Source organism: Micromonospora globbae, from assembly GCF_036184225.1.
GTDB classification, from domain to species: Bacteria; Actinomycetota; Actinomycetes; order Mycobacteriales; family Micromonosporaceae; genus Micromonospora; species Micromonospora globbae.
The window spans coordinates 2,217,536-2,235,972 of record NZ_CP108084.1; the positions used below are offsets into that span (position 1 = coordinate 2,217,536).

The 18,437-nt window shown below is 74.0% G+C and carries 19 protein-coding genes; 7 read left to right on the forward strand and 12 right to left on the reverse strand.

Annotated elements, in window-relative coordinates; genetic code table 11:
- Positions 1 to 3: 3 nt before the first annotated feature.
- Both OG994_RS09890 and OG994_RS09895 read right to left on the reverse strand, forming a co-directional pair.
- On the reverse strand, positions 4 to 1,515 hold the full coding sequence (locus OG994_RS09890) for an ABC transporter substrate-binding protein (RefSeq protein WP_328852925.1): 1,512 nt from the start codon (positions 1,513 to 1,515) through the stop codon (positions 4 to 6).
- 68 nt (positions 1,516 to 1,583) lie between these two features.
- Positions 1,584 to 2,636 carry an isocitrate/isopropylmalate dehydrogenase family protein gene (locus OG994_RS09895; protein WP_328852926.1) on the reverse strand — a complete coding sequence of 351 codons (1,053 nt, stop codon included), beginning with the start codon at positions 2,634 to 2,636 and terminating at the stop codon, positions 1,584 to 1,586.
- A gap of 204 nt (positions 2,637 to 2,840) precedes the next feature.
- Between OG994_RS09895 and OG994_RS09900 the strand changes: the two genes are divergently transcribed.
- Positions 2,841 to 4,265 (forward strand): P1 family peptidase, encoded by a 1,425-nt coding sequence (locus OG994_RS09900; RefSeq protein ID WP_328852927.1) that lies wholly within the window; start codon positions 2,841 to 2,843, stop codon positions 4,263 to 4,265.
- A 239-nt stretch (positions 4,266 to 4,504) separates the two neighbouring features.
- The gene (locus OG994_RS09905) at positions 4,505 to 5,209 is read left to right on the forward strand and encodes a FadR/GntR family transcriptional regulator (RefSeq protein WP_328852928.1); all 705 of its coding nucleotides are present in this window, start codon (positions 4,505 to 4,507) and stop codon (positions 5,207 to 5,209) included.
- A gap of 15 nt (positions 5,210 to 5,224) precedes the next feature.
- Here the strand turns inward: OG994_RS09905 and OG994_RS09910 are convergent, their stop codons facing one another.
- From OG994_RS09910 to OG994_RS09955, 10 genes are read right to left on the reverse strand one after another with little or no spacing between them, the layout of a single operon-like run.
- Complete coding sequence (locus OG994_RS09910) at positions 5,225 to 5,944, reverse strand: SDR family oxidoreductase (protein WP_120329263.1); 720 nt, start codon at positions 5,942 to 5,944, stop codon at positions 5,225 to 5,227.
- 11 nt (positions 5,945 to 5,955) lie between these two features.
- The gene (locus tag OG994_RS09915) at positions 5,956 to 6,765 is read right to left on the reverse strand and encodes a helix-turn-helix domain-containing protein (protein WP_328852929.1); all 810 of its coding nucleotides are present in this window, start codon (positions 6,763 to 6,765) and stop codon (positions 5,956 to 5,958) included.
- 19 nt (positions 6,766 to 6,784) lie between these two features.
- The gene (locus OG994_RS09920; protein WP_328852930.1) at positions 6,785 to 8,308 is read right to left on the reverse strand and encodes an aldehyde dehydrogenase (NADP(+)); all 1,524 of its coding nucleotides are present in this window, start codon (positions 8,306 to 8,308) and stop codon (positions 6,785 to 6,787) included.
- Entirely contained in the window at positions 8,301 to 9,776 is a 1,476-nt protein-coding gene (locus OG994_RS09925) for an NAD(P)/FAD-dependent oxidoreductase (RefSeq protein ID WP_328852931.1), read from the reverse strand. The genes OG994_RS09920 and OG994_RS09925 overlap by 8 nt, the downstream gene beginning before the upstream one ends.
- On the reverse strand, positions 9,760 to 10,098 hold the full coding sequence (locus OG994_RS09930) for a 2Fe-2S iron-sulfur cluster-binding protein (protein ID WP_328852932.1): 339 nt from the start codon (positions 10,096 to 10,098) through the stop codon (positions 9,760 to 9,762). The genes OG994_RS09925 and OG994_RS09930 overlap by 17 nt, the downstream gene beginning before the upstream one ends.
- The gene (locus OG994_RS09935) at positions 10,095 to 11,246 is read right to left on the reverse strand and encodes an NAD(P)/FAD-dependent oxidoreductase (RefSeq protein ID WP_328852933.1); all 1,152 of its coding nucleotides are present in this window, start codon (positions 11,244 to 11,246) and stop codon (positions 10,095 to 10,097) included. Before OG994_RS09935 ends, OG994_RS09930 begins: the two co-directional genes overlap by 4 nt.
- The gene (locus OG994_RS09940) at positions 11,243 to 11,926 is read right to left on the reverse strand and encodes a GntR family transcriptional regulator (RefSeq protein ID WP_328852934.1); all 684 of its coding nucleotides are present in this window, start codon (positions 11,924 to 11,926) and stop codon (positions 11,243 to 11,245) included. Before OG994_RS09940 ends, OG994_RS09935 begins: the two co-directional genes overlap by 4 nt.
- A complete protein-coding gene (locus OG994_RS09945) occupies positions 11,923 to 12,924 on the reverse strand; it encodes a proline racemase family protein (protein ID WP_328852935.1) in 1,002 nt (333 codons plus the stop codon). The genes OG994_RS09940 and OG994_RS09945 overlap by 4 nt, the downstream gene beginning before the upstream one ends.
- Positions 12,921 to 13,826 carry a dihydrodipicolinate synthase family protein gene (locus OG994_RS09950; protein ID WP_120329271.1) on the reverse strand — a complete coding sequence of 302 codons (906 nt, stop codon included), beginning with the start codon at positions 13,824 to 13,826 and terminating at the stop codon, positions 12,921 to 12,923. Before OG994_RS09950 ends, OG994_RS09945 begins: the two co-directional genes overlap by 4 nt.
- 45 nt (positions 13,827 to 13,871) lie before the next feature.
- Positions 13,872 to 15,167 (reverse strand): alpha/beta fold hydrolase, encoded by a 1,296-nt coding sequence (locus OG994_RS09955; RefSeq protein WP_328852936.1) that lies wholly within the window; start codon positions 15,165 to 15,167, stop codon positions 13,872 to 13,874.
- Between the two features lie 264 nt (positions 15,168 to 15,431).
- On the opposite strand from OG994_RS09955, the gene OG994_RS09960 reads away from it, so the two are divergent.
- The 5 genes from OG994_RS09960 to OG994_RS09980 are packed head-to-tail and all read left to right on the forward strand — an operon-like array spanning position 15,432 to position 18,394.
- Positions 15,432 to 15,872, forward strand: coding sequence for a YbaB/EbfC family nucleoid-associated protein (locus OG994_RS09960; protein WP_204985202.1), 441 nt, complete (start codon positions 15,432 to 15,434; stop codon positions 15,870 to 15,872).
- On the forward strand, positions 15,869 to 16,198 hold the full coding sequence (locus OG994_RS09965) for a hypothetical protein (RefSeq protein ID WP_204985203.1): 330 nt from the start codon (positions 15,869 to 15,871) through the stop codon (positions 16,196 to 16,198). Before OG994_RS09960 ends, OG994_RS09965 begins: the two co-directional genes overlap by 4 nt.
- Entirely contained in the window at positions 16,195 to 16,896 is a 702-nt protein-coding gene (locus tag OG994_RS09970) for a WXG100 family type VII secretion target (protein ID WP_328852937.1), read from the forward strand. The genes OG994_RS09965 and OG994_RS09970 overlap by 4 nt, the downstream gene beginning before the upstream one ends.
- Before the next feature lie 13 nt (positions 16,897 to 16,909).
- On the forward strand, positions 16,910 to 17,671 hold the full coding sequence (locus OG994_RS09975; protein WP_328852938.1) for a hypothetical protein: 762 nt from the start codon (positions 16,910 to 16,912) through the stop codon (positions 17,669 to 17,671).
- Between the two features lie 33 nt (positions 17,672 to 17,704).
- A complete protein-coding gene (locus tag OG994_RS09980) occupies positions 17,705 to 18,394 on the forward strand; it encodes a hypothetical protein (RefSeq protein WP_120329275.1) in 690 nt (229 codons plus the stop codon).
- Positions 18,395 to 18,437: the final 43 nt, after the last annotated feature.

Below are 18,437 nucleotides of genomic sequence, written 5' to 3' on the forward strand. Positions count from 1 at the left end.
GTGCTACGCCTCGGACGGGGACAGCACGCTCAGGTCGAACGACTCGGACACCAGGTTCTTCGGCAGGCCGGCGATCCCCTTCTTGGCGACGATGAGGTTGGGGAACAGGAAGAGGAAGTCGCCGGCGGCGTCCTCGGAGATGATCCGCGCGGCCTCCTTCATCGCCGTGACCTGCTCCTCCTCGGTGCCGGCGTCCGCCTTGGCGAACAGCTCCTGCACCCGGGGGTTGTCGTAGCGCAGGTAGTAGTCCGGGTTGCCGAAGACCGCCGTGACGTCGCGGGGCTCGACGTGGTTGATGATCGACATGTCGTAGTCCGCCTGCTTGAAGACGACGTCCAACCAGCGGGCCGGGAACTCCAGCGGTTCGATGTCCACGGTGATCCCCACCGCGTCGAGCTGCGACTTGACGACCTGCGCCGACGCGACGGCGTACGGCAGGTTGGGGATGCGCAGCTTGAGGTTGAGCCGCGTCTGCCCGGCCTGGGCCAGCAGGTCCCGGGCCTTCGCCGGGTCGTGCGGGTACAGGCCGGTCAGGTCCTCGTACCAGGGGTCGGTCGGCGGGACCATCGTGCCGATCAGCTGGCCCCGGCCGGCCCACGCGGTGTCCAGCAGCGCCTTGTGGTCGATGGCGTGCCGGATGGCACGTCGCACGCGCGGGTCGTTGAGCGGGGCCTTGGAGTTGTTGAAGGACAGGACGACCTCACCGGTCGTCGTGCCCTCGATGACCTCGTACTTCGACGTGTCCGAGAACTGCTGGATCGACTCGGGGGCCTGGACGGCCGAGATGACGTCGATGCCGCCGGTCAGGAGAGCGTTGTTCAGCGCCGTCGCGTCCTTGAAGTACTTGAGCACGACCTTCTGGAGCTTCGGCTTCGTGCCCCAGTAGGAGTCGTTCGCCGAGAACGTGATGGCGTCGCCGCGGCGCCAGGACTCCAGCTTGTAGGGGCCCGTGCCGACCGGCGTGTTGGCGAGGTCGGCCACGCCGTCCCGGCTGAACATCGCGCCGATCCGGGTGGTCATCCGGTACAGCCACGAGTTGCTCGGCTTGGTCAGGGTGACGACGGCGGTGGCGTCGTCCTTCTTCTCCACGTTGGCCACGACGTCCATGGCCGACTTCAGGGAGACCTTCCAGTCGGTCTTGACCCGGTTGATGCTGAAGACGACGTCGTCGGCGGTGAACGTCTTGCCGTTGGTGAAGGTCACGTTGTCGCGCAGGTGGAACGTGTAGGTCTTGCGGTCGGGGCTGACCTCCCACGACTCGGCGAGCAGGGGGACGATCTTGCCGTCCTGGTCGAGCCTGACGAGGCCCTCGTACACGTTGACGAGCAGCGCCTGGGGGATGGCGGCGCCGTCGGTGCTCGTGAAGTCGAGGTTGGCCGGTTCGGCGACGAAGCCGACCGACAGGCTGGATCCGGTGGCGGAGTCTCCCGAGGTTCCCGACGAGCAACCCGCGGCGGTGATCGCGAGCGTGACGGTCGCGATCACCGCCACGAGCCGGGCGAGCGGTCGTGTCACGGCTTCTCTCCTGGGACAGGGGCCGGGCGGGGCCGGTCCGGGCGTGCGAACGGACGGGTGGGGCGTGGTCACGGTGCGGTGCTGCTCTCCACGACGGCCAGGATCTCCGCCGCGAGTTCCTTGGTGGTGGCGCTGCCACCGAGGTCGGGTGTGTGCCGGGCGGGATCGCGCAGCGCGGTGGCCACCGCGTCGCGGACGATCCGCCCGGCCACCGGCAGGCCGACGTGGTCGAGGAGCATGGCTCCGGACAGCATGCACGCCACCGGATTGGCCACGCCACGCCCCGCGATGTCCGGAGCCGAGCCGTGCACGGGTTCGAAGAGCGCCGGCGCGTCCCCGTCGGGAAGGAGGTTGGCGCTCGGCGCCATGCCCATCCCCCCGGCCAGGACGGCCGCGAGATCGGAGAGGATGTCGCCGAAGAGGTTGCTGCACAGCAGCACGTCGAGGTCGCGGGGCTGTTGGACGAGGCGGACGGCCATCGCGTCGACGAGCACCTGCTCGCACTCGACGTCGGGATACGCGGCCGCCACCTCGGCGACCACCGCGTCCCACAGCGTGTAGCCGTGGCGCAGCGCGTTGGACTTGGTCACGAGGCTCACCCGGCCCCGCCGGGACCGCGCGAGATCGAAGGCGTACCGGGCCGCGCGCAGGATCGCCGTGCGGGAGTGGACGGCCACCTCGATACCGAGCTCGTGCGCGGTGGCGGCGTGGGCACGGCCGCCGACGCCCACGTACTCCCCCTCGGTGTTCTCGCGGACGATGACCAGGTCGACGCCGTCGGGTTCGCGCAGGACCGTACGCACACCGGCCCAGGACTGCACGGGCCGTACGTTGACGGCGAGGTCCAGGGCCTGACGGACCCCGATGATGAGGCCCCAGACGAGTTCGTGGTCGGGTACGTCGGGACGGCCGACGGCGCCGAACAGCACCGCGGGGAAGCCGCGGAGGATCTCGGCGCCGTCGGCGGGCATGGCCCGGCCGGTGCGCAGGTACCGTTCGCCGCCCCAGTCGAACTCGACGGGATCCAGCCTGGCGCCGGCGCGCGCCGCGGCGGCGCGGAGCACGGGCAGGCTCGCCGAGACCACCTCGGGACCCACACCGTCACCGGGGATCACTGCCACGCGGAGGTCCTGCACGCCGAGCTCTCCGTTCGTTGAAGACGCTCTTTACGTCAACTGGTCTGACCAGTAGCCTCAGTGGACCCAACGCTCTCACTCGCCCGCAGGAAAGGTCAAGGGCTCCACCCCAAGGTTCTCGCCGGAACCGGGGACGCCTGCCCACGCCCCCGGGAGGATCCGGCAGCCACTCCGTAGAGAGGGGAACTCATGGCATCCATGGCATCGCGGTCCGCCGCAGTGCTCGCCGGGGCGCTCATGGGCTCGGTCGCCGTCGTCGGCGTATCCGCTCCCGCCGCCGCGGCGGACACTCCCGGCCTGCCCGGCCGCTACAACGCCATCACCGACGTGCCGGGCATCCAGGTCGGCCAGGTCCAGTCCACCCGGGCCCCGTACCTCACCGGCACCACCGTCGTCTACACCCCCCGCATGTCCGTGACCGGCGTCGACCAGGAGGGCGGCGCGCCGGCCACCAAGGAGACCGACCTGCTCGACCCGCTCAACTCCAACCCCGGCGTCAACGCCGTCATGCTCGGCGGGAGCAGCATGTACGGGCTGGCCGCCACCGACGGCGTGATCCGGTGGCTCGAGGAACGCGGCGAGGGCGTCCGGGTCGGCGGCGGCGTCGCTCCGATCGTGCCGGCCGCCGACATCTTCGATCTCGGTCGGGGCGGCAACATCCGGGCCCGCACGACCCCCGCCTGGGGCTGGCTCGCCGCCGAGAACGCCCACGCCGGCGCCGTGGCGCAGGGCGTCGTGGGCGGCGGCACCGGGGCCCGCTCCGGCGGCATGAAGGGCGGCGTCGGCACGGCCAGCATGGTGCTCGACAACGGCATCGTCGTCGGCGCCATCGTCGTGGTGAACTCGGTCGGCTCCCCCGTGGACGCACGGGACTGCTCGCTGCTGGCCGCCCGGTTCGAGGTCGCCGGTGAGTTCCGCGGCCTCACCACACCGAAGAAGCAGGAGTGCAACCCGCCCGGCGCGTCCGGCGCGAAGGCCGACGAGCCCTCGATGAACACCACCATCGCCGTGGTGGCCACCAACGCGCCGCTGGAGAAGGCCGCCGCGGCCCGCATGGCCACGAACGCGCACGACGGCCTGGCCCGCGCCATCAACCCGATCCACACCCTCAGCGACGGCGACACGGTCTTCGCGGTCTCCACCGGCGAGGGCACGCCGCTGCGCGTCAACGCCGACGGCGGCCAGCTCAACCGCATCTTCAACGCCGCCGCCGACACGCTCACCCGCGCCGTGGGCCACGCGATCCTCAACGCCCGGACCGTCGGCACGGCGACGAGCTACTGCGACCGGTACCCCTCGGCCTGCAAGAAGCTCGCACCCCTGCCGCCGGACAAGCGCGGCGTGGCGCCGGAGGTCACGGCCCAGTCGCTGGCCGCCGCGTCGGCCAAGGTCTCCGAGGGGACCCCGCCGGTCGGCGGCGCGTCGGCCACCGGGCAGACCGCCGGCACGTCCGGAGCCGGGGCGGGCGACGAGTCGCAACCGGTCGCCTTCACCCCCACCGCCTCGTCCGGCGGTGACGGGCCCGCACCGGTCAACGGGCTCCTGGCGCTCGTCGGGTTCGCGGGGTTGGCCGGTGCCCTGCTGATCCGGCGCCGAGCAGCCGCCCGGCGCTGACCGCGAGGCGGACGACCGCTTCACGGGCCCGGCCGGCGCGGCCTCGCCGCCACGCCGGCCGGGCACCGTGAGGCGTTACCATTTCCGGCAGACGGCCACGAATGGCCGGATCGGTTCGCCCCGACCGCGGCGATTCCGCTGGTCGCCAGCGCTCTTGCAGACTTCCACCACGGGGGTAGCCAGTGGCCCAACGGCCGCGATTCCAACCGGTCCAGCCCGTGCGGGCGTACGAACGGATCGTGCAGCAGGTCGAGGAGGCGATCCTGCGCGGTGAGCTGCGCCCGGGCGAGCGACTGCCCTCCGAGCGGGACCTGGTGCGGCAGTTCTCGGTCAGCCGCGCGACGGTGCGCGAGGCGCTGCGGGTGCTCCAGAGCAACGGCCTGGTCCGGTCCCGGGCGGGCGACCCGGCGGGCGCGGAGATCGTGCCGTTCTCCCCGGTCACCCTCCAGAAGTCGATGACCACCCTGGCCCGGCTCTCCGAGCTGACCCTCACCGAACTCATCCAGTTCCGGATGCTGCTGGACGCGACCGCCAACCTGCTCGCCGCCAAGCTGCGCACCGAGGAGCAGCTCGCCGAGATGGACGCGGCCCTGAAGGTCATGCGCGACAGCGTGTCCCTCGGCTACGAGGAGTTCAGCCGCGCCGACGTGGCGTTCCACGACGCCGTCGCTCGGGCCAGCGGCAACCGGCTGCTCCAGGTCTGCAACCAGGTCGTACGCTCGGTGGCGCTCACGCTCATCGCCGAGAAGATCGCTCACGCGCTGGACCGCACCGCGCAGATGGAGGAGAGCATCGCCCACCACGCCGAGGTGCTCGAGGCGGTGCGGGCCGGTGACGGCGCGGGGGCGGCGCGCATCGCCCGCCAGAACCTGTACGACTACTACGCCTCCTATGTGCCGGAGGACGAGCGGGTGTTCCTGCGGGCGCTCATCGACCAGGAGTGACCCGGGGCGGAGTCCTCACAGGAGCAGGCCGCCGGTGGCCCGGATGTTCTGCCCGGTGATCCACCGGGCGTCGGGCCCGGCGAGGAATGCCACGACGTCGGCGATGTCCTCGGGCCGGCCGAGGCGACCGAGCGCGGTCATCGCGGGCACCTGCGTCAGCGCCTCCGGCGGGTTGCTCCCGCGCAGCAGGTCGGTGTCGGTCGCGCCCGGCGAGACCGTGTTGACCGTGATGCCCCTGCCGCCCAGCTCGCGCGCGGCGACCGCGGCGAACTGCTCCAGCGCCGCCTTGCTGGCGCAGTACAGGGAGTGGCCGGGCGCCGGCACCACGGTGTTCAGTGTGGAGATGTTGATGATGCGGCCGTGGTCGCGCATCACCTCCGCGGCGCGCCTCATGGCCAGGACCGGGTACTTCGCGTTGACCGTCATCACCCGGTCGAAGTCCTCGGCGGTCATCGCCGTGACGGGGACGGGCGCGGTGATCGCCGCGTTGTTCACGAGGATGTCCAGGCCGTCGGGCACCGCCGCGAAGAGCGTGTCGAGGCTGCTCACGTCGGCCTGGTCGGCGTGGACCGCCCGCACGCCGTCCAGTTCGCCGGCCAGTTCCTCGGCGGCGGCCCTGTTCTCCCGGTAGGTGAAGACGACCTCGGCGCCGTCCCGGGCGAGGCGCCGCACGACGGCCCGCCCGATCCCGCGGGAGCCGCCGGTCACGATCGCGGTCTTTCCGCTCAAGCTCATGGCTGGGCAGGCTAGTTGGCCGTCCGCCGCAGGTCTTGAAGGAATGCGAACAGCTCGGTCGGCGTGAGCCCGGTCATGGCGCGGACCTCCCGGCTCAGGTGCGGCTGGTCGGCGTACCCGCAGTCGGTGGCGAGGGCCAGCGCGGCGCCGGGCCGGCCGAGCCGGTGCACGGCGTGCTGGAGCCGGCCGATGCGCGCCACCGTCTTGGGCGACATGCCGACGTGCCGCCGGAACCCCAGCTCCAGGCCGCGCCGGCTCATGCCCAGGCCGGCGGCGACCTCCCCCACCGCCCGGACCGGGCGCTGGAGCCGCCACCACGCCCGGGTGACGGCGTCCTCCGGCGGGCGGTCCGGCCGCAACCACGTGGCGAGCAGGTCGTCCAGCAGGGCGAACCGCTGCGGCCAGCCGGGCGCGGACCCCAGGCGGTCGGCCAGCTCCGCCGCCCGGAGGCCGAGCAGCGCGTCCGGGCGCACGGTCGCGCCGACCAGCTCCGGCACGGGTACGCCGAGCAGCGCCGACACCCCGGCCGGTGTCAGCCCGATCGCCACACCGTGCCGCCACTCGGCCAGCTCGTGCACGGCGTGGACGCTGCGCGGGCCGGTCACCCAGCCACCGGGGCCCGCGAAGTCCACGATCACCGTGGTGACGGTGAGCGGGAGCATCCGCCGCCGCAGGCGCCCGTCGACCCGGGTGCGGAAGCCTCCGTAGCCGAGGACGTACGGGCGCAGCGCCCGCCGCGCGAGCCGGCTCGTCGTCTCACCGCAGTCGGGAAGCGGCTCGGCCGGCAGGGAATGCAGCAGCGGCACCACGACGTCCATCATGCCCCGCCGCCGGCCGCGGTCAGACCGTGCGGACGCCGTCGACCGTGCGGGGAAGGCGGAGCGGGTTGGCCTCCCGCAGCTCGGGCGGGAGCAGCGGGTCGGGGACGTTCTGGTAGCAGACCGGACGCAGCCAGCGCGCGATGGCGCCGCTTCCCACGGAGGTCGCCGGGGTCGTGGCGGCGGGGTACGGGCCGCCGTGCTGCATGGCGGGTGCGACCGTCACGCCCGTCGGCCAGCCGTCCACCACCACCCGCCCGGCGATCCCGCTCAGCGCCGCGAGCAGGTCCGCCGCCGCGCCGCCGCGCTCGTCGGCGGCCAGGTGCACGGTCGCCGTGAGGGTGCCCGGGAGGGCGGCGAGGACGGCGTCGCGTTCGGCCGCCGAGCCGTACCGGACGAGCACGGTGACGGGCCCGAAGCACTCCTCGAACAGCTCGTCGTGCGGGCCGCCGGTGAGCCGGGCGGCCGCCACGGTCAGCACACCCGGCCGTACGGCCAGCGGCGTGCCGTCGTCGCCGGCCTCGCCCGCCACCAGCACCTCCTCGACGCCGGGCAGTGCGGCGCGGGCGCGCACCCCGGCGAGGAACGCCTCCCGCATGCGCGGGTCGAGCATCGGCCCGGACGGCACCTCGGCCGTGGCGACCGCCCGGACGACCGCGTCGCCCGCCGGGCCGGCCGGGACGAGGACGAGACCCGGCTTGACGCAGAACTGGCCCATGCCGAGCGTGTACGAGGCGGCGAGCCCCGTGCCGATCTCGTCCGCCCTGGTCTCGGCCGCCCGCTCGGTGACCACCACGGGGTTGAGGCTGCCCAGCTCGCCGTGGAACGGGATCGGCCGCGGCCGGGAGGACGCGATGTCGAACAGGGCACGGCCGCCGCGTACCGAGCCGGTGAACCCCACGGCGGCGGTCAGCGAGTGGCGGACGAGTTCCGGGCCCGCGTCGAAGCCGTGGACGAGTTGGACGACGTCCTCGGGCAGCCCCACCTCGGCGGCCGCGGCGCGGAGGATCCGTGCGCACAGGACGGAGGTGGCCGGGTGGTCGGGGTGGGCCTTGACCACCACGGGGCACCCCGCGGCCAGCGCGCTCGCGGTGTCGCCACCCGGCACGCTGAAGGCCAGGGGGAAGTTGCTCGCCGCGAAGACGGCCACCACGCCCAGCGGCACGTTGAGGCGGCGCAGGTCCGGACGCGGCGCGGGCACGGCCGACGGGTCGGCGTGGTTGACGACCACGTCCAGGTACGCGCCGGAGTCCACCACGTCGGCGAACGCCCGCAGCTGGTAGCAGGTGCGCGCCAGCTCGCCGGTGAGCCGCACCGACCCGAGCGCCGACTCCGCGTCGGCCGTCGCGACGATCTCCTCGCCGCTCTTCTCCAGCAGCGTGGCGGCGGTGCGCAGAAGGTCCGCCCGGCGGGCCCGGTCCCGCAGCGCCGCGCCGGCCGCCGCGGCGGCCCGCACCGCACGGTCGACGTCCTCCGCTGTCGCCTCCGTCGCCACGCGTCCCCGGACCGTCCCGGTACGCGGGTCGATGCTCAGCACGTCACTCACCGTCTCGTCCCTCCTCCTCCGTCGCACCGGCGGGCTCCCCCGCGAGCGCGGCGATCTCCTCCAACGGCACCGGCACGGCGAGGCTGCGGGTGGCCAGTGGACGCAGGTCGTCCACAGTGGTCGCCCGCCCGCCCCACCGGGCCGCGATCGCGGCGGTGGCGTAACCGCACACCCGTCCCTGGCACCAGCCCATGCCCGGCCGCGCCAGCATCTTCAGCGTGCGCGCGTCGGTGGCGCCGAGGTCGTCGTACGCGCGGCGCAGGTCACCGTACGAGACCTCCTCGCACCGGCACACCACCGTCGTGTCGGGTAGCCGGTCGGACCATCCGGGCGGCACGGGACAGGCCCGGTGCATGGCGGCGGCGAAGCGGCGACCCCGCCGGACGCGGCCCCGCAGCCGGCGCGTGCGCGCCGGGTCGGCGGGGCGGCCCCGGTCGGCGGCGAGGGCGAGCGCGGCCAGCCGGCCCTCGGCGACGGCCAGCGCGGCGCCTCCCACACCGGTCGCCTCGCCGGCCACGTACAGCCCGTCGACGCTGCTGCGCTGGAGGTCGTCGGCCACCACGACGAGCGACCCGTCGACGTCCCTGGCGATCGCGGCGCCGAGCATGAGCGGCAGTTCGAGCGCGGGGGTGAAGCCCCACCCGAGGGCCACGAGGTCGACGGCGACCTCCTCGTCCGGCCCGGTGGCCCGGCCGTCCCGGTCCACGCGGGCGAGCCGGACCGCCTCCACCCGGTCGCGGCCGAGGATTTCCCGGACCACCGTCCTCGTCCGGTACGGGATGCGGTGCCGGGCCAAGAGCGCCGCGTACCGCGCCGCCTCGACGCCCTTGCCCGGCGCGGACAGCGCGCCGAGGGGGTCGCGCAGCCAGCCCCCTACCCCGTTGGCCTCCGCGACGGCCGCCACGGTCACCCCCGCCTCCGCGAGGCCGGTGGCCACGGACAGCAGGAACGGACCGGTGCCGGCGACGACGGCGCGTCGCCCGGCCGGCGTGCGGTGCCCGGTGAGCAGGGCCTGCACTCCCCCGGCGGTGAGGACGCCGGGCAGCTCCCAGCCGGGCACGGGCAGTTGCCGGTCGTGCCCGCCGGGGCACAGGATCAGCGCCCGCGCCACGATGCTCCGGGCCGCGCCGGACGCGGTGGCGGTGGTGGCGGTCAGCCGGAGGTCGAACTCGCCGCCCGCGTTCCGGGTGACGAGCCAGACCTGGTGGCCCGGCAGGTAGCGGATCCGGCCGGCGGCGCGCAGGGCGTCCAGGCGCTCCCGCAGGGCGGTGAAGGTCCGCCAGCCGTGGTGGCCGGCGCGGTCGGCGGGGCGGGCGTGGGTCTCGTCGTAGTGCCGCCAGTACTGGCCGCCGGGCTGGGCGGCGGTGTCGATCAGGGCGACGGTGAGTCCCGACGCGGCGGCCTCGACGGCGCCGGCGAGACCGGCGGGGCCCGCGCCGACCACGGCGACGTCATGCACGGGCGGCATCGTCCCTCCCCGGCTCGTCGGCGCCACCGGCGGCGGGCGGAGCGCCGCCGAGGCCGGGACGCGCGTCGCCCGCGTCGGGTGGGGCGTCGCCGAGCCGCAGGCCGTCGGCGGCGGCCACGAGGCAGGCGCGCTGGTCCGGCACCCCGTCGACGGTGATGAGGCAGTCGAAGCAGATGCCGATGCCGCAGAACAGGCCGCGGGGGCGGCCGTCCCGGCGGGTCGTACGCCAGTCGGTGACGCCCGCGGCCACCAGGGCGGCGGCGACGCTCTGCCCGGGCTCGGCCGGCACGACGGCGCCGCGGAAGGTCATCCGGTACGTCACGGGAGGTCCTCCTCGGCGAACCGTTCCGGCGCGAACGGGGCGAGATCCAGGTCCGTGCGTCCGCCCACGAGCGCCTGGGCGACGAGCTTGCCGGTGCCGGCGGACAGCCCGACGCCGGCGCCCTCGTGCCCGCAGGCGTGCCAGAGTCCGGGTGCGCGGGCGTCGGGGCCGACGACCGGCAGGTGGTCGGGGCAGTAGGGGCGGAAGCCGAGGTACGTGCGCATGGCGCGGACCGTCCGCAGCATCGGGAACAGCGCGATCGCCCGGGCCGCGAGGGCGCCGATGGCGGCGGTCGACACGGTCCGGTCGAAGCCCACCCGCTCGCGGGACGCGCCGATGAGGATGGTCCCGGCGGCCGTCCCCTCGACGACGGGCGAGGTCTGCAGGGCCGCGTCGGAGCTGGCGACGTCACCGACGTACTCGGCGGCGTACACCTTGTGGCGGATCGTCCCGGGCGGCATCGGTTGGGTGACCAGGATGAAACCGCGCCGGGGCAGCACGGGGACGCGCACCCCGGCGAGTCCGGCGACGTCCCCGGCCCAGGTGCCGGCGGCGTTGAGCACCGCGCCGGCGGGGACGTCACCGGCGGGCGTCCGCACTCCGGTCACGCGGGAGCCGGCGCGGAGGAACCCGGTCACCTCGGTGTGCGTACGCACCCGGGCGCCGCGTTCGCGGGCCAGCCGCAGCAGGTGGGCGGCGACCAGCATCGGCTGGACCTGGGCGTCCTGCGGGTAGAAGGCGCCCCCGGCGAGGTGGGGCGAGAGGTGGGGTTCGTAGTCGCGCAGCTCGGCGTGGCCGAGGTCGCGCGCGTCGACGCCGCAGGCGCGCTGGTGGGCAGTGAGCTCGCGCAGCGACGCGACGCCCTCGGCCGACGCGGCGACCACGAGCCCACCCTTGGACTCGAACTCCCACCGGTCACCGTGCTCGGCCAGGTCCTCCCGCCAGACCCGCTGCGAGTACAGCGCCAGGTCCAGCTCGGGGCCGGCCTCCTTGTCGGAGACCAGCACGTTGCCCTCCCCTGCGCTGGAGGTGCCGCCGGCCACCGCGCCGCGCTCGACGACGACCACCCGCAGCCCGGCCAGCGTGGCGAAGTACGCGCTGGCCGCGCCCACCACGCCCGCGCCGACGACGACGAGGTCGGCGGTCACGGACGTTCCTCGGCGCCGCCGGCCCACAGGCCCCGCACGTGGCCGATGTGCCGGCGCATCAGCAGCTCGGCACCGTCGGCGTCGCGGGCCTCGACGAGGTCCAGGAGTTCGTGGTGCTCGGCGGCCGAGCGGATCAGCCGGCCGCTGCGCAGTAGCGGCGTCAGCCCGAGCAGGCGCGTCTTCGACCGCAGGTCGGCCACGACGTCCACGAGGTAGCGGTTGCCGCGGTACCCGAGCAGGGTCAGGTGGAACACGTGATCGGCCTCGATGTAGGCCACCAGGTCGCCGCACTCGACCGCGTCGACGATCGCCTGCGCCATCCTCCGCAGTTCGGGGAGGTCCTCGGCCGGGATGACCGCCACGACGTCGCGGACGGTCGGCGGCTCGATGAGCAGCCGCACGGCGGCGACGTCGTCGAGGTCCTGCTCGGACAGCTCGGTGACCCGGAAGCCCTTGTTCGGCTGGGGTACGACCAGGCCGCCCTTCACGAGGTCGAGCATGGCCTCGCGGACCGGGGTGGGTGACACGCCGAGCTGCGCGGCCAGCGCCGGGGCCGAGTAGACGACGCCGGGCTCCAGCTTGCCGGAGATGATCGCCGCCCGCAGGGCGTCGCGGATGCGGTCGCGGAGGTTCTCCCGGCGGCCGACGCCGGGAAGGTCGGGGACGGGCACCGGACTCACAGCCGGAACCCCGCCGGGAACGGGTCGGTGGGGTCGAGGTGGAACTGCGCCGTGGCGGTGACCCACGCCCGACCGGTGATCGACGGCAGGACGGCCGGGCGCGATCCGACCGTGGTCTCGCCGAGCAGCCGGCCGGTGAAGCGGGTGCCGATGAACGACTCGTTCAGGAAGTCGGCGCCGACGGCCAGTTCGCCCCGCGCGTGCAGTTGCGCCATCCGGGCGCTGGTGCCGGTGCCGCAGGGGGAACGGTCGAACCATCCGGGGTGGATGACCATGGCGTGCCGTGACAGCCGGGCGGTCGAGCCGGGCGCCGCGAGGTAGACGTGGTGGCAGCCGTCGATGTCATCGCGTTCGGGGTGCACCGGCCGGTCCTGCTCGTTCACGGCGTCCATGACGGCCAGGCCGGCGCGCAACAGGTCGTCGGCGCGGGACCGGTCGAACGGCAGCCCCAGCTCCGCGAGGTCGACGATCGCGTAGAAGTTCCCGCCGAAGGCCATGTCGTACCCGACCGTGCCGAAGCCCGGCACCTCGACCGTCCGGTCGAGCGCGTACACGAACGACGGGACGTTCTCGATGGTGACCGACTCGGCCGCGCCGTCGCGGACGGCCACGGACGCGACGACCAGGCCGGCGGGCGTGTCGAGGCGGATCGTGGTCACCGGCTCGACGACGGGCACCATCCCGGTCTCGACGAGCACCGTCGCGACGCCGATCGTGCCGTGGCCGCACATCGGCAGCAGGCCGGAGACCTCGATGAAGAGCACGCCGTAGTCGGCGTCGGGACGGGTCGGCGGCTGGAGGATCGCGCCGCTCATCGCCGCGTGGCCACGGGGTTCGTACATGAGCAGCGTGCGGACGTCGTCGCGGTTCGCCGCGAACCACAGCCGGCGCTCGGCCATGGTCGCCCCCGGGATCGTGCCCACGCCGCCTACGACGACCCGGGTGGGCATGCCCTCCGTGTGCGAGTCGACGACGTGGAACGTGTGGCGGGACCTCACTTGTAGCCCTTGGCGAGAACCGCCTCGGTGTCGGCGGTGATCCGCGCGGCCAGCTCGGGCGCGAGTGGCAGGCGGGGTGGACGGCAGGCGCCGCCCCGGCGACCGGCCACGTCCATCGACAGCTTGATCGACTGCACGAACTCGGTCTTGGAGTCCCAGCGCAGCAGCGGGTGCAGGTCCCGGTAGATCGGCAGCGCCTCGGCGATGTCGGCGGCGTCGCCCGAGGTGGCCAGCCGGTAGAGCCGCACGGTGCTCTCCGGGATCGCGTTCGGGTAGCCGGCGATCCAGCCCACGGCCCCGGCGAGGCCCAGTTCGAGCAGCACGTCGTCGGCGCCGACCAGCAGGTCGAGGCCGGGCGCCCGCTCGGCGATCTCGTACGCCCGGCGGACGTCGCCGCTGAACTCCTTGACCGCGACGACCAGTCCCTCGTGGAACAGTTCGGCGAGCAGGTCCGGGGTGAGGTCGACCTTGGTGTCGATCGGGTTGTTGTAGGCGACGACGGGCAGGCCGACCCGCGCGACCTCGCGGTAGTGCGCGACGACCGCCTGCCGGTCCGCCCGGTACGCGTTCGGCGGCAGCAGCAGGACGGAGGTGGCGCCGGCCTCGGCGGCCTGCTCGGCCCAGCGGCGCGCCTCGATGGCGCCGTAGGCGGCCACGCCGGGCATCACGCCGAATCCGGCGGGGGCCGCCTGGACGGCGGTCTCGACCACGCGCGCCCGCTCCTGCGGGGTCAGCGTCTGGTACTCGCCGAGCGACCCGTTGGGCGTCACGCCGTCGCACCCGCCGTCGGCGAGGAACCGGACGTGCTCGGCGTACGCGTCGTGGTCGACGGACAGGTCGTCGTGGAAGGGCAGCGCCGTGGCGACGTGCACGCCGCGCCACGGCCGTTCGGGGGTGGACATGCGGGAACTCCTCGCGGGGTGGGGACAGGGATGGTGGTCGCCTCGTCAGGCGTCGGTCACGCCTCCTCCCGTCTCGCGGATCATCTCAATCAGCCGGGTGAACACCCGCTCGTCCTGCCGGACGCCGTCGTGCTCGTACTCGTTGGTGATCCAGGTCCGGACGTTGCCGACGCGGGCGGCGGTGTCGAGTTGCAGGCCCGCGTCGACGTACATGTCGTCGTGGTAGACGGCGGCGGCCACCGGGACCTCGTTGGCGGCCAGCCGGTCGAGGTCGTAGAGCGGCGGCCACTCCTCGCGGGCGGCGAGCACCTCGACGGCGCCGTGGAAGGGACGCAGTCCGGCGATCTCCCGGAACATCCAGGGGTAGATCATCTCGCCGGTGAACAGTAGGGGCCGGGCGTCCTCGGCGAACTGCGGGTGGCGGTCCCGCTCCGCCTGGGCCGCCCACCCGGTGGCGCCGGGGCCGTGCCCGTAGATGCTCTCGTGCAGCGCCGCGAACAGCGGGTTGTCGGCGTAGGACGTGCGGGCCAGCACCTCGTGCAGGAACGTCGCGGACAGTTCGTCCCCGCAGAACGCCTCGTCGACGAGCCAGTGCAGGCGCTCGGCGCCGGGCGCCATGCCGAGGTCGAGGCCGAGTGACTGGAACCGCCGGACGGTGAGGACGTCGCCGTCGGGCAGCCGGACGTCGCCCCCGGCCAGCCGGTCGGCGATCCGGTCCACCTGCGCGACCTGGTGCGGGTACCGCCGCTGGAACGCCCGGTTCTTCGCCTCCACCCGCGGGTAGGTGCGCCGGTAGACCTCCGCGGCGGACGGGTCGAGGCCGGGTAGGCCGCCGGTGACGTAGCAGGCGCTCAGGCCCTCCGGGGCCGTCGAGAGGTACGTCAGCGTGATGAACCCGCCGTACGACTGGCCGAGGGTGGACCAGCGCCGGCCGCCGAAGACGGTCTTCCGCAGGTGCTCGTGGTCGGCGACGATCGCGTCGGCGCGGAAGCAGGCGAGGAAGTCGGCCGCCTCCTCGGCGGTGGCGAACGCGCGCATGCGGCGGCCGTCGACGCGGGTGCTGCGGCCGGTGCCGCGCTGGTCGACCAGGACGACGCGGTGGTCGCGCAGCGCCCGGTCGAGCCAGCCGGTGCGGGCCAGCGGTCGGGGCGCCTTCCCGCCGGGCCCGCCCTGGAGGTAGGCCAGGCAGGGCAGGTCCTCCCCCGCCCGCACGGGGTCGACGATCTCCCGGGCGAAGACCTCGATGCTGCCGCGCGCCGGGTCGGACCAGTCCAGCGGCACCCCGACGACGTGCTCGCGGACCCGCATGCCGGGGATCGTGTACGTCGCGACGACGGTCATCGGCACCCTTCCCGCCGTGGCCGGCGGCCGCTCTCGATCTGCTCGCACAGGCCCGGTCCGGGCCGCCGGACGCCAGCGGACCCGGCAGTACGGTGTGCCATTGCACTGATCCTAGGGCGGTGACGGCTTCCCGCCAAGAGGGGGCGGTCGCCCACGTCAGGGCGTCCACGGGCGTGAATGTCTGGTCTACAATCGACGCCACTTCGTGTAGTGCTGGCAGCCGCGGCGGCCTCCACAGGTTCCGTGGCATCTCGGGGGAGGCACATGGAGAGCGCGGCCGTGGGCGGTGGTGTCCTTGATCCGGGCGGCGCCATGGAGCAGATGCGTGCCTGGAAGGGCCGCATCGACAAGCTCGCCGCCGACACGAAGGCGATGAGCGACCGCCTCCAGGAGCTGCGGGTCACGGTCCAGGACGAGAACGGCCTCGCCGAGGTGACGGTCGACTCCACGGGCGCCCTGCTGGACCTGCGGTTGGGCCGGCACGCGCAGCGCGTCCCGCCCGACGTCCTCGCCCGCACGATCATGGACACGCTCCGGCGCGCCAAGGGCGAGCTGGCGGACCGGTCGCAGCAGATCATCGCCGAGACCGTGGGGACGGAGTCGGCCGCGGCACGGGCGATCGCCGAGCGGGTGCACCGCCGGCTGCTCCCCGACCCGGAGCCCGACGAGCGCGAGCCGTACGACGGCCACGGCTGGCGGGGGTGAGGACGATCACCGACGGATGGGCGGCCGACCCCGAGCAGATCCGCGCGCACGCCGCGCACATCGAGGCACTGCGGTCGCGGTTCGAGGCGATCCGCGGCGCGAGCGCGCACATCACGCAGGACGACCAGGCGTACGGGCAGCTCTGCGGCTGGATCGCCGGGATCCTGGAGAGCCGGCACGTGCGCCAGGACGAGCTGGTCGCGTACGTGGACGAGAACCTGCGGATGGTCGCGGACGGCCTGCGCCGCAACGCCGACAGCTACGACGGGGTCGACAGCGACGCGGCGAGTTCGATGAGCGCCATCGGACGGCGGTTGCGCGCATGACGGACATGTCGCTGGTCGCGCCCGTCCACTCCACGCGGGAGGTGTGGACGGGGTCGTCGCTGGCCGACGGCGTCGAGGGTCTCGTCGACGCGATCCGCAGCGAGGGGTGGGTCGACGACCTGCTCGCCGGGGCGTCCCTCGGTCTGGACGTCGTCGCCACCGTGCTGGACCCGTTCAGCGCGCTGCTCGCCAACGGGCTCGGCTGGGCCATGGAGTACTTCGAGCCGTTGCGGGAGATGCTCGACTGGCTGACCGGCATGCCCGACGTGGTGGCGTCGCACGCGGCGACGTGGGACAACATGGCCGGGCACCTGAAGCAGATGGCGGCCGACCTGCAGACCCACCTGGCCGGGGACCTCCCGGACTGGCGGGGGCACGCCGCCGAGGCGTACCAGTCGTTGATGAAGAACAACGTCGACGCGATCGCGGGCCTCGGCGGCACGTCGGCCGCGATGGCAGCCGCCACCCAGGCCGCGGGCAACCTGGTCTCCTTCACCCGCGACATCGTCCGCGACCTGATCGCGGACCTGGTCGCGCGCGTGATCGTGTGGGCGGTCGAGGCGATCTTCGTGGTCACGATCCCGGTCGTCGCCGCGCAGATCATCGCCGCCGTGGTCAAGTGGGCGGGCCGGATCCTGAGCTACACCACCGCGCTCGTCACCAGCCTCACCAACCTGTCGAAGCTCATCAACGGCTGAGCCGGGGCCGACCGTGACGAGACCCAAGGGACCGCACGGCGACGCCGGTGACGGTGGTGACGGCGCCGACGGTGGCGTCCCCCGCCCGCGGGACGGCCACGGCCGACCCACGGCCACCATCGCCGAGGGTCACGAGGCCATCGCCGACGCGGCGACCAGGGGCCGCCCCGGCGGGGAGTCCGCCCAACCGCGCAACGACCCGAAGCTCGGCAAGCACGACGAGCAGACCGTGGCCGAGATCGAGAAGGCCCGCAACCAGATCGCCCCGAAGCTCCAGCAGATGGCCGACGACGCGTGGGACCACGTCGACCAGAACAAGGACGCGATCCTCGCGCAGGAGGGCTACCAGCGACGGCGCGAGAAGCTGCTGGAGCGGGGCTACCCGGAGGAGACGGTCGACCTGATCCTGGAACGGACGGCGCTGGGCACCGAGGCGCACACGCACTTCGCCCGGAGCATCGACGCCGAGGCGCAGAACATGCTGCCCCCGGAGACGGGATTCCGGCTGCGGACCGAGGTCGGTTACGACGCCCAGGGCGTGGAGACGTCGCGGCAGAAGGACCAGGACTTCCGGCCGGACGTCATCCTCGAGCGCCAGTACGAGGACGCCGCGACCGGTGACCTCGACTGGGAGGTGGCACACGCCTACGACCTCAAGACCGGCCTGAAGACCGGCATCGAACCGGGCTGGGCCAACAAGGTGCAGGACAAGCTCGACCTGGGCCGGCCGCCCGAGGAGATCCGGCCGACGCAGCGGCCGCTGAGCGTAGACTGACCGCCGGCGGCCCGCACGTGACGAGAGGTACGCATGTCCTCTGCTGACAAGGCGCGACGGTGGCGTCAGATCCTGTCCGAGCTGCGGCCCGAGCTGCCCGGCGAGTGGTCCGTCCGGGGCGGCGGCCTCGGCACGGTGCTGGTCCGGGAGCCGGTCGACTGGACGGTGGCCTGGATCGGCTACGCCGGTTCCCCCACGCGGCCCGAGGGCTGGGTGTCCGCCGCGGTGCAGCCGCTCGTCATGCCCTTCACCAGCTGGATCATGACCTACGGCATCCGCATGGACGAGGCCGGATCCGGGCCGCGCACGGTGGACCTGGCATCCGACGCGGCGGCCGACCAGACGCGGCGGTTCGTGCTGGACGCCGGCCTGGAGAAGATCGACAGCTGGCCGGCCGACCGTCTCGCCCAGGTGGCCGAGCGCGACTACGCCCAGGAGCCGCGCCGCCGCCGCACCCACTGGCACCAGCTGCCCGGATGGCGGGTCGTCACCGGCGCCGCGTCTCCCGTCGAGCCCGCGACCCAGCTCGCCGACCTGTGCCACGAGCGGGCCCGTGGGACGTCCGGCAAGGGCGCCCGCCAGTTGACCGAGCAGGCCGGTTTCTACGAGCGGCTCGCGCAGGCGTGGCACGAGGGGGAGCGCGACGCGGCGTTGCGGTTCCTCGCCGAGGAACGGGACCGGGCCCTCACCGCGCAGAAGCTCGACACGGTGCTGGCCGCGTAGGCCGCCCGCCCCGGACACCGCCCCGGCGACGACCCGGCCGTGC

Bases quoted from the DNA above. Each gene is read 5' to 3' on its own strand.
- OG994_RS09910 (WP_120329263.1), bottom strand. From the start codon at position 5,944: ATGAGCTTGAGCGGAAAGACCGCGATCGTGACCGGCGGCTCCCGCGGG.
- OG994_RS09960 (WP_204985202.1), top strand. From the start codon at position 15,432: ATGGAGAGCGCGGCCGTGGGCGGTGGTGTCCTTGATCCGGGCGGCGCC.
- OG994_RS09980 (WP_120329275.1), top strand. From the start codon at position 17,705: ATGTCCTCTGCTGACAAGGCGCGACGGTGGCGTCAGATCCTGTCCGAG.
- OG994_RS09955 (WP_328852936.1), bottom strand. From the start codon at position 15,167: ATGACCGTCGTCGCGACGTACACGATCCCCGGCATGCGGGTCCGCGAG.
- OG994_RS09950 (WP_120329271.1), bottom strand. From the start codon at position 13,826: ATGTCCACCCCCGAACGGCCGTGGCGCGGCGTGCACGTCGCCACGGCG.
- OG994_RS09925 (WP_328852931.1), bottom strand. From the start codon at position 9,776: ATGCCGCCCGTGCATGACGTCGCCGTGGTCGGCGCGGGCCCCGCCGGT.
- OG994_RS09915 (WP_328852929.1), bottom strand. From the start codon at position 6,765: ATGATGGACGTCGTGGTGCCGCTGCTGCATTCCCTGCCGGCCGAGCCG.
- OG994_RS09970 (WP_328852937.1), top strand. From the start codon at position 16,195: ATGACGGACATGTCGCTGGTCGCGCCCGTCCACTCCACGCGGGAGGTG.
- OG994_RS09900 (WP_328852927.1), top strand. From the start codon at position 2,841: ATGGCATCCATGGCATCGCGGTCCGCCGCAGTGCTCGCCGGGGCGCTC.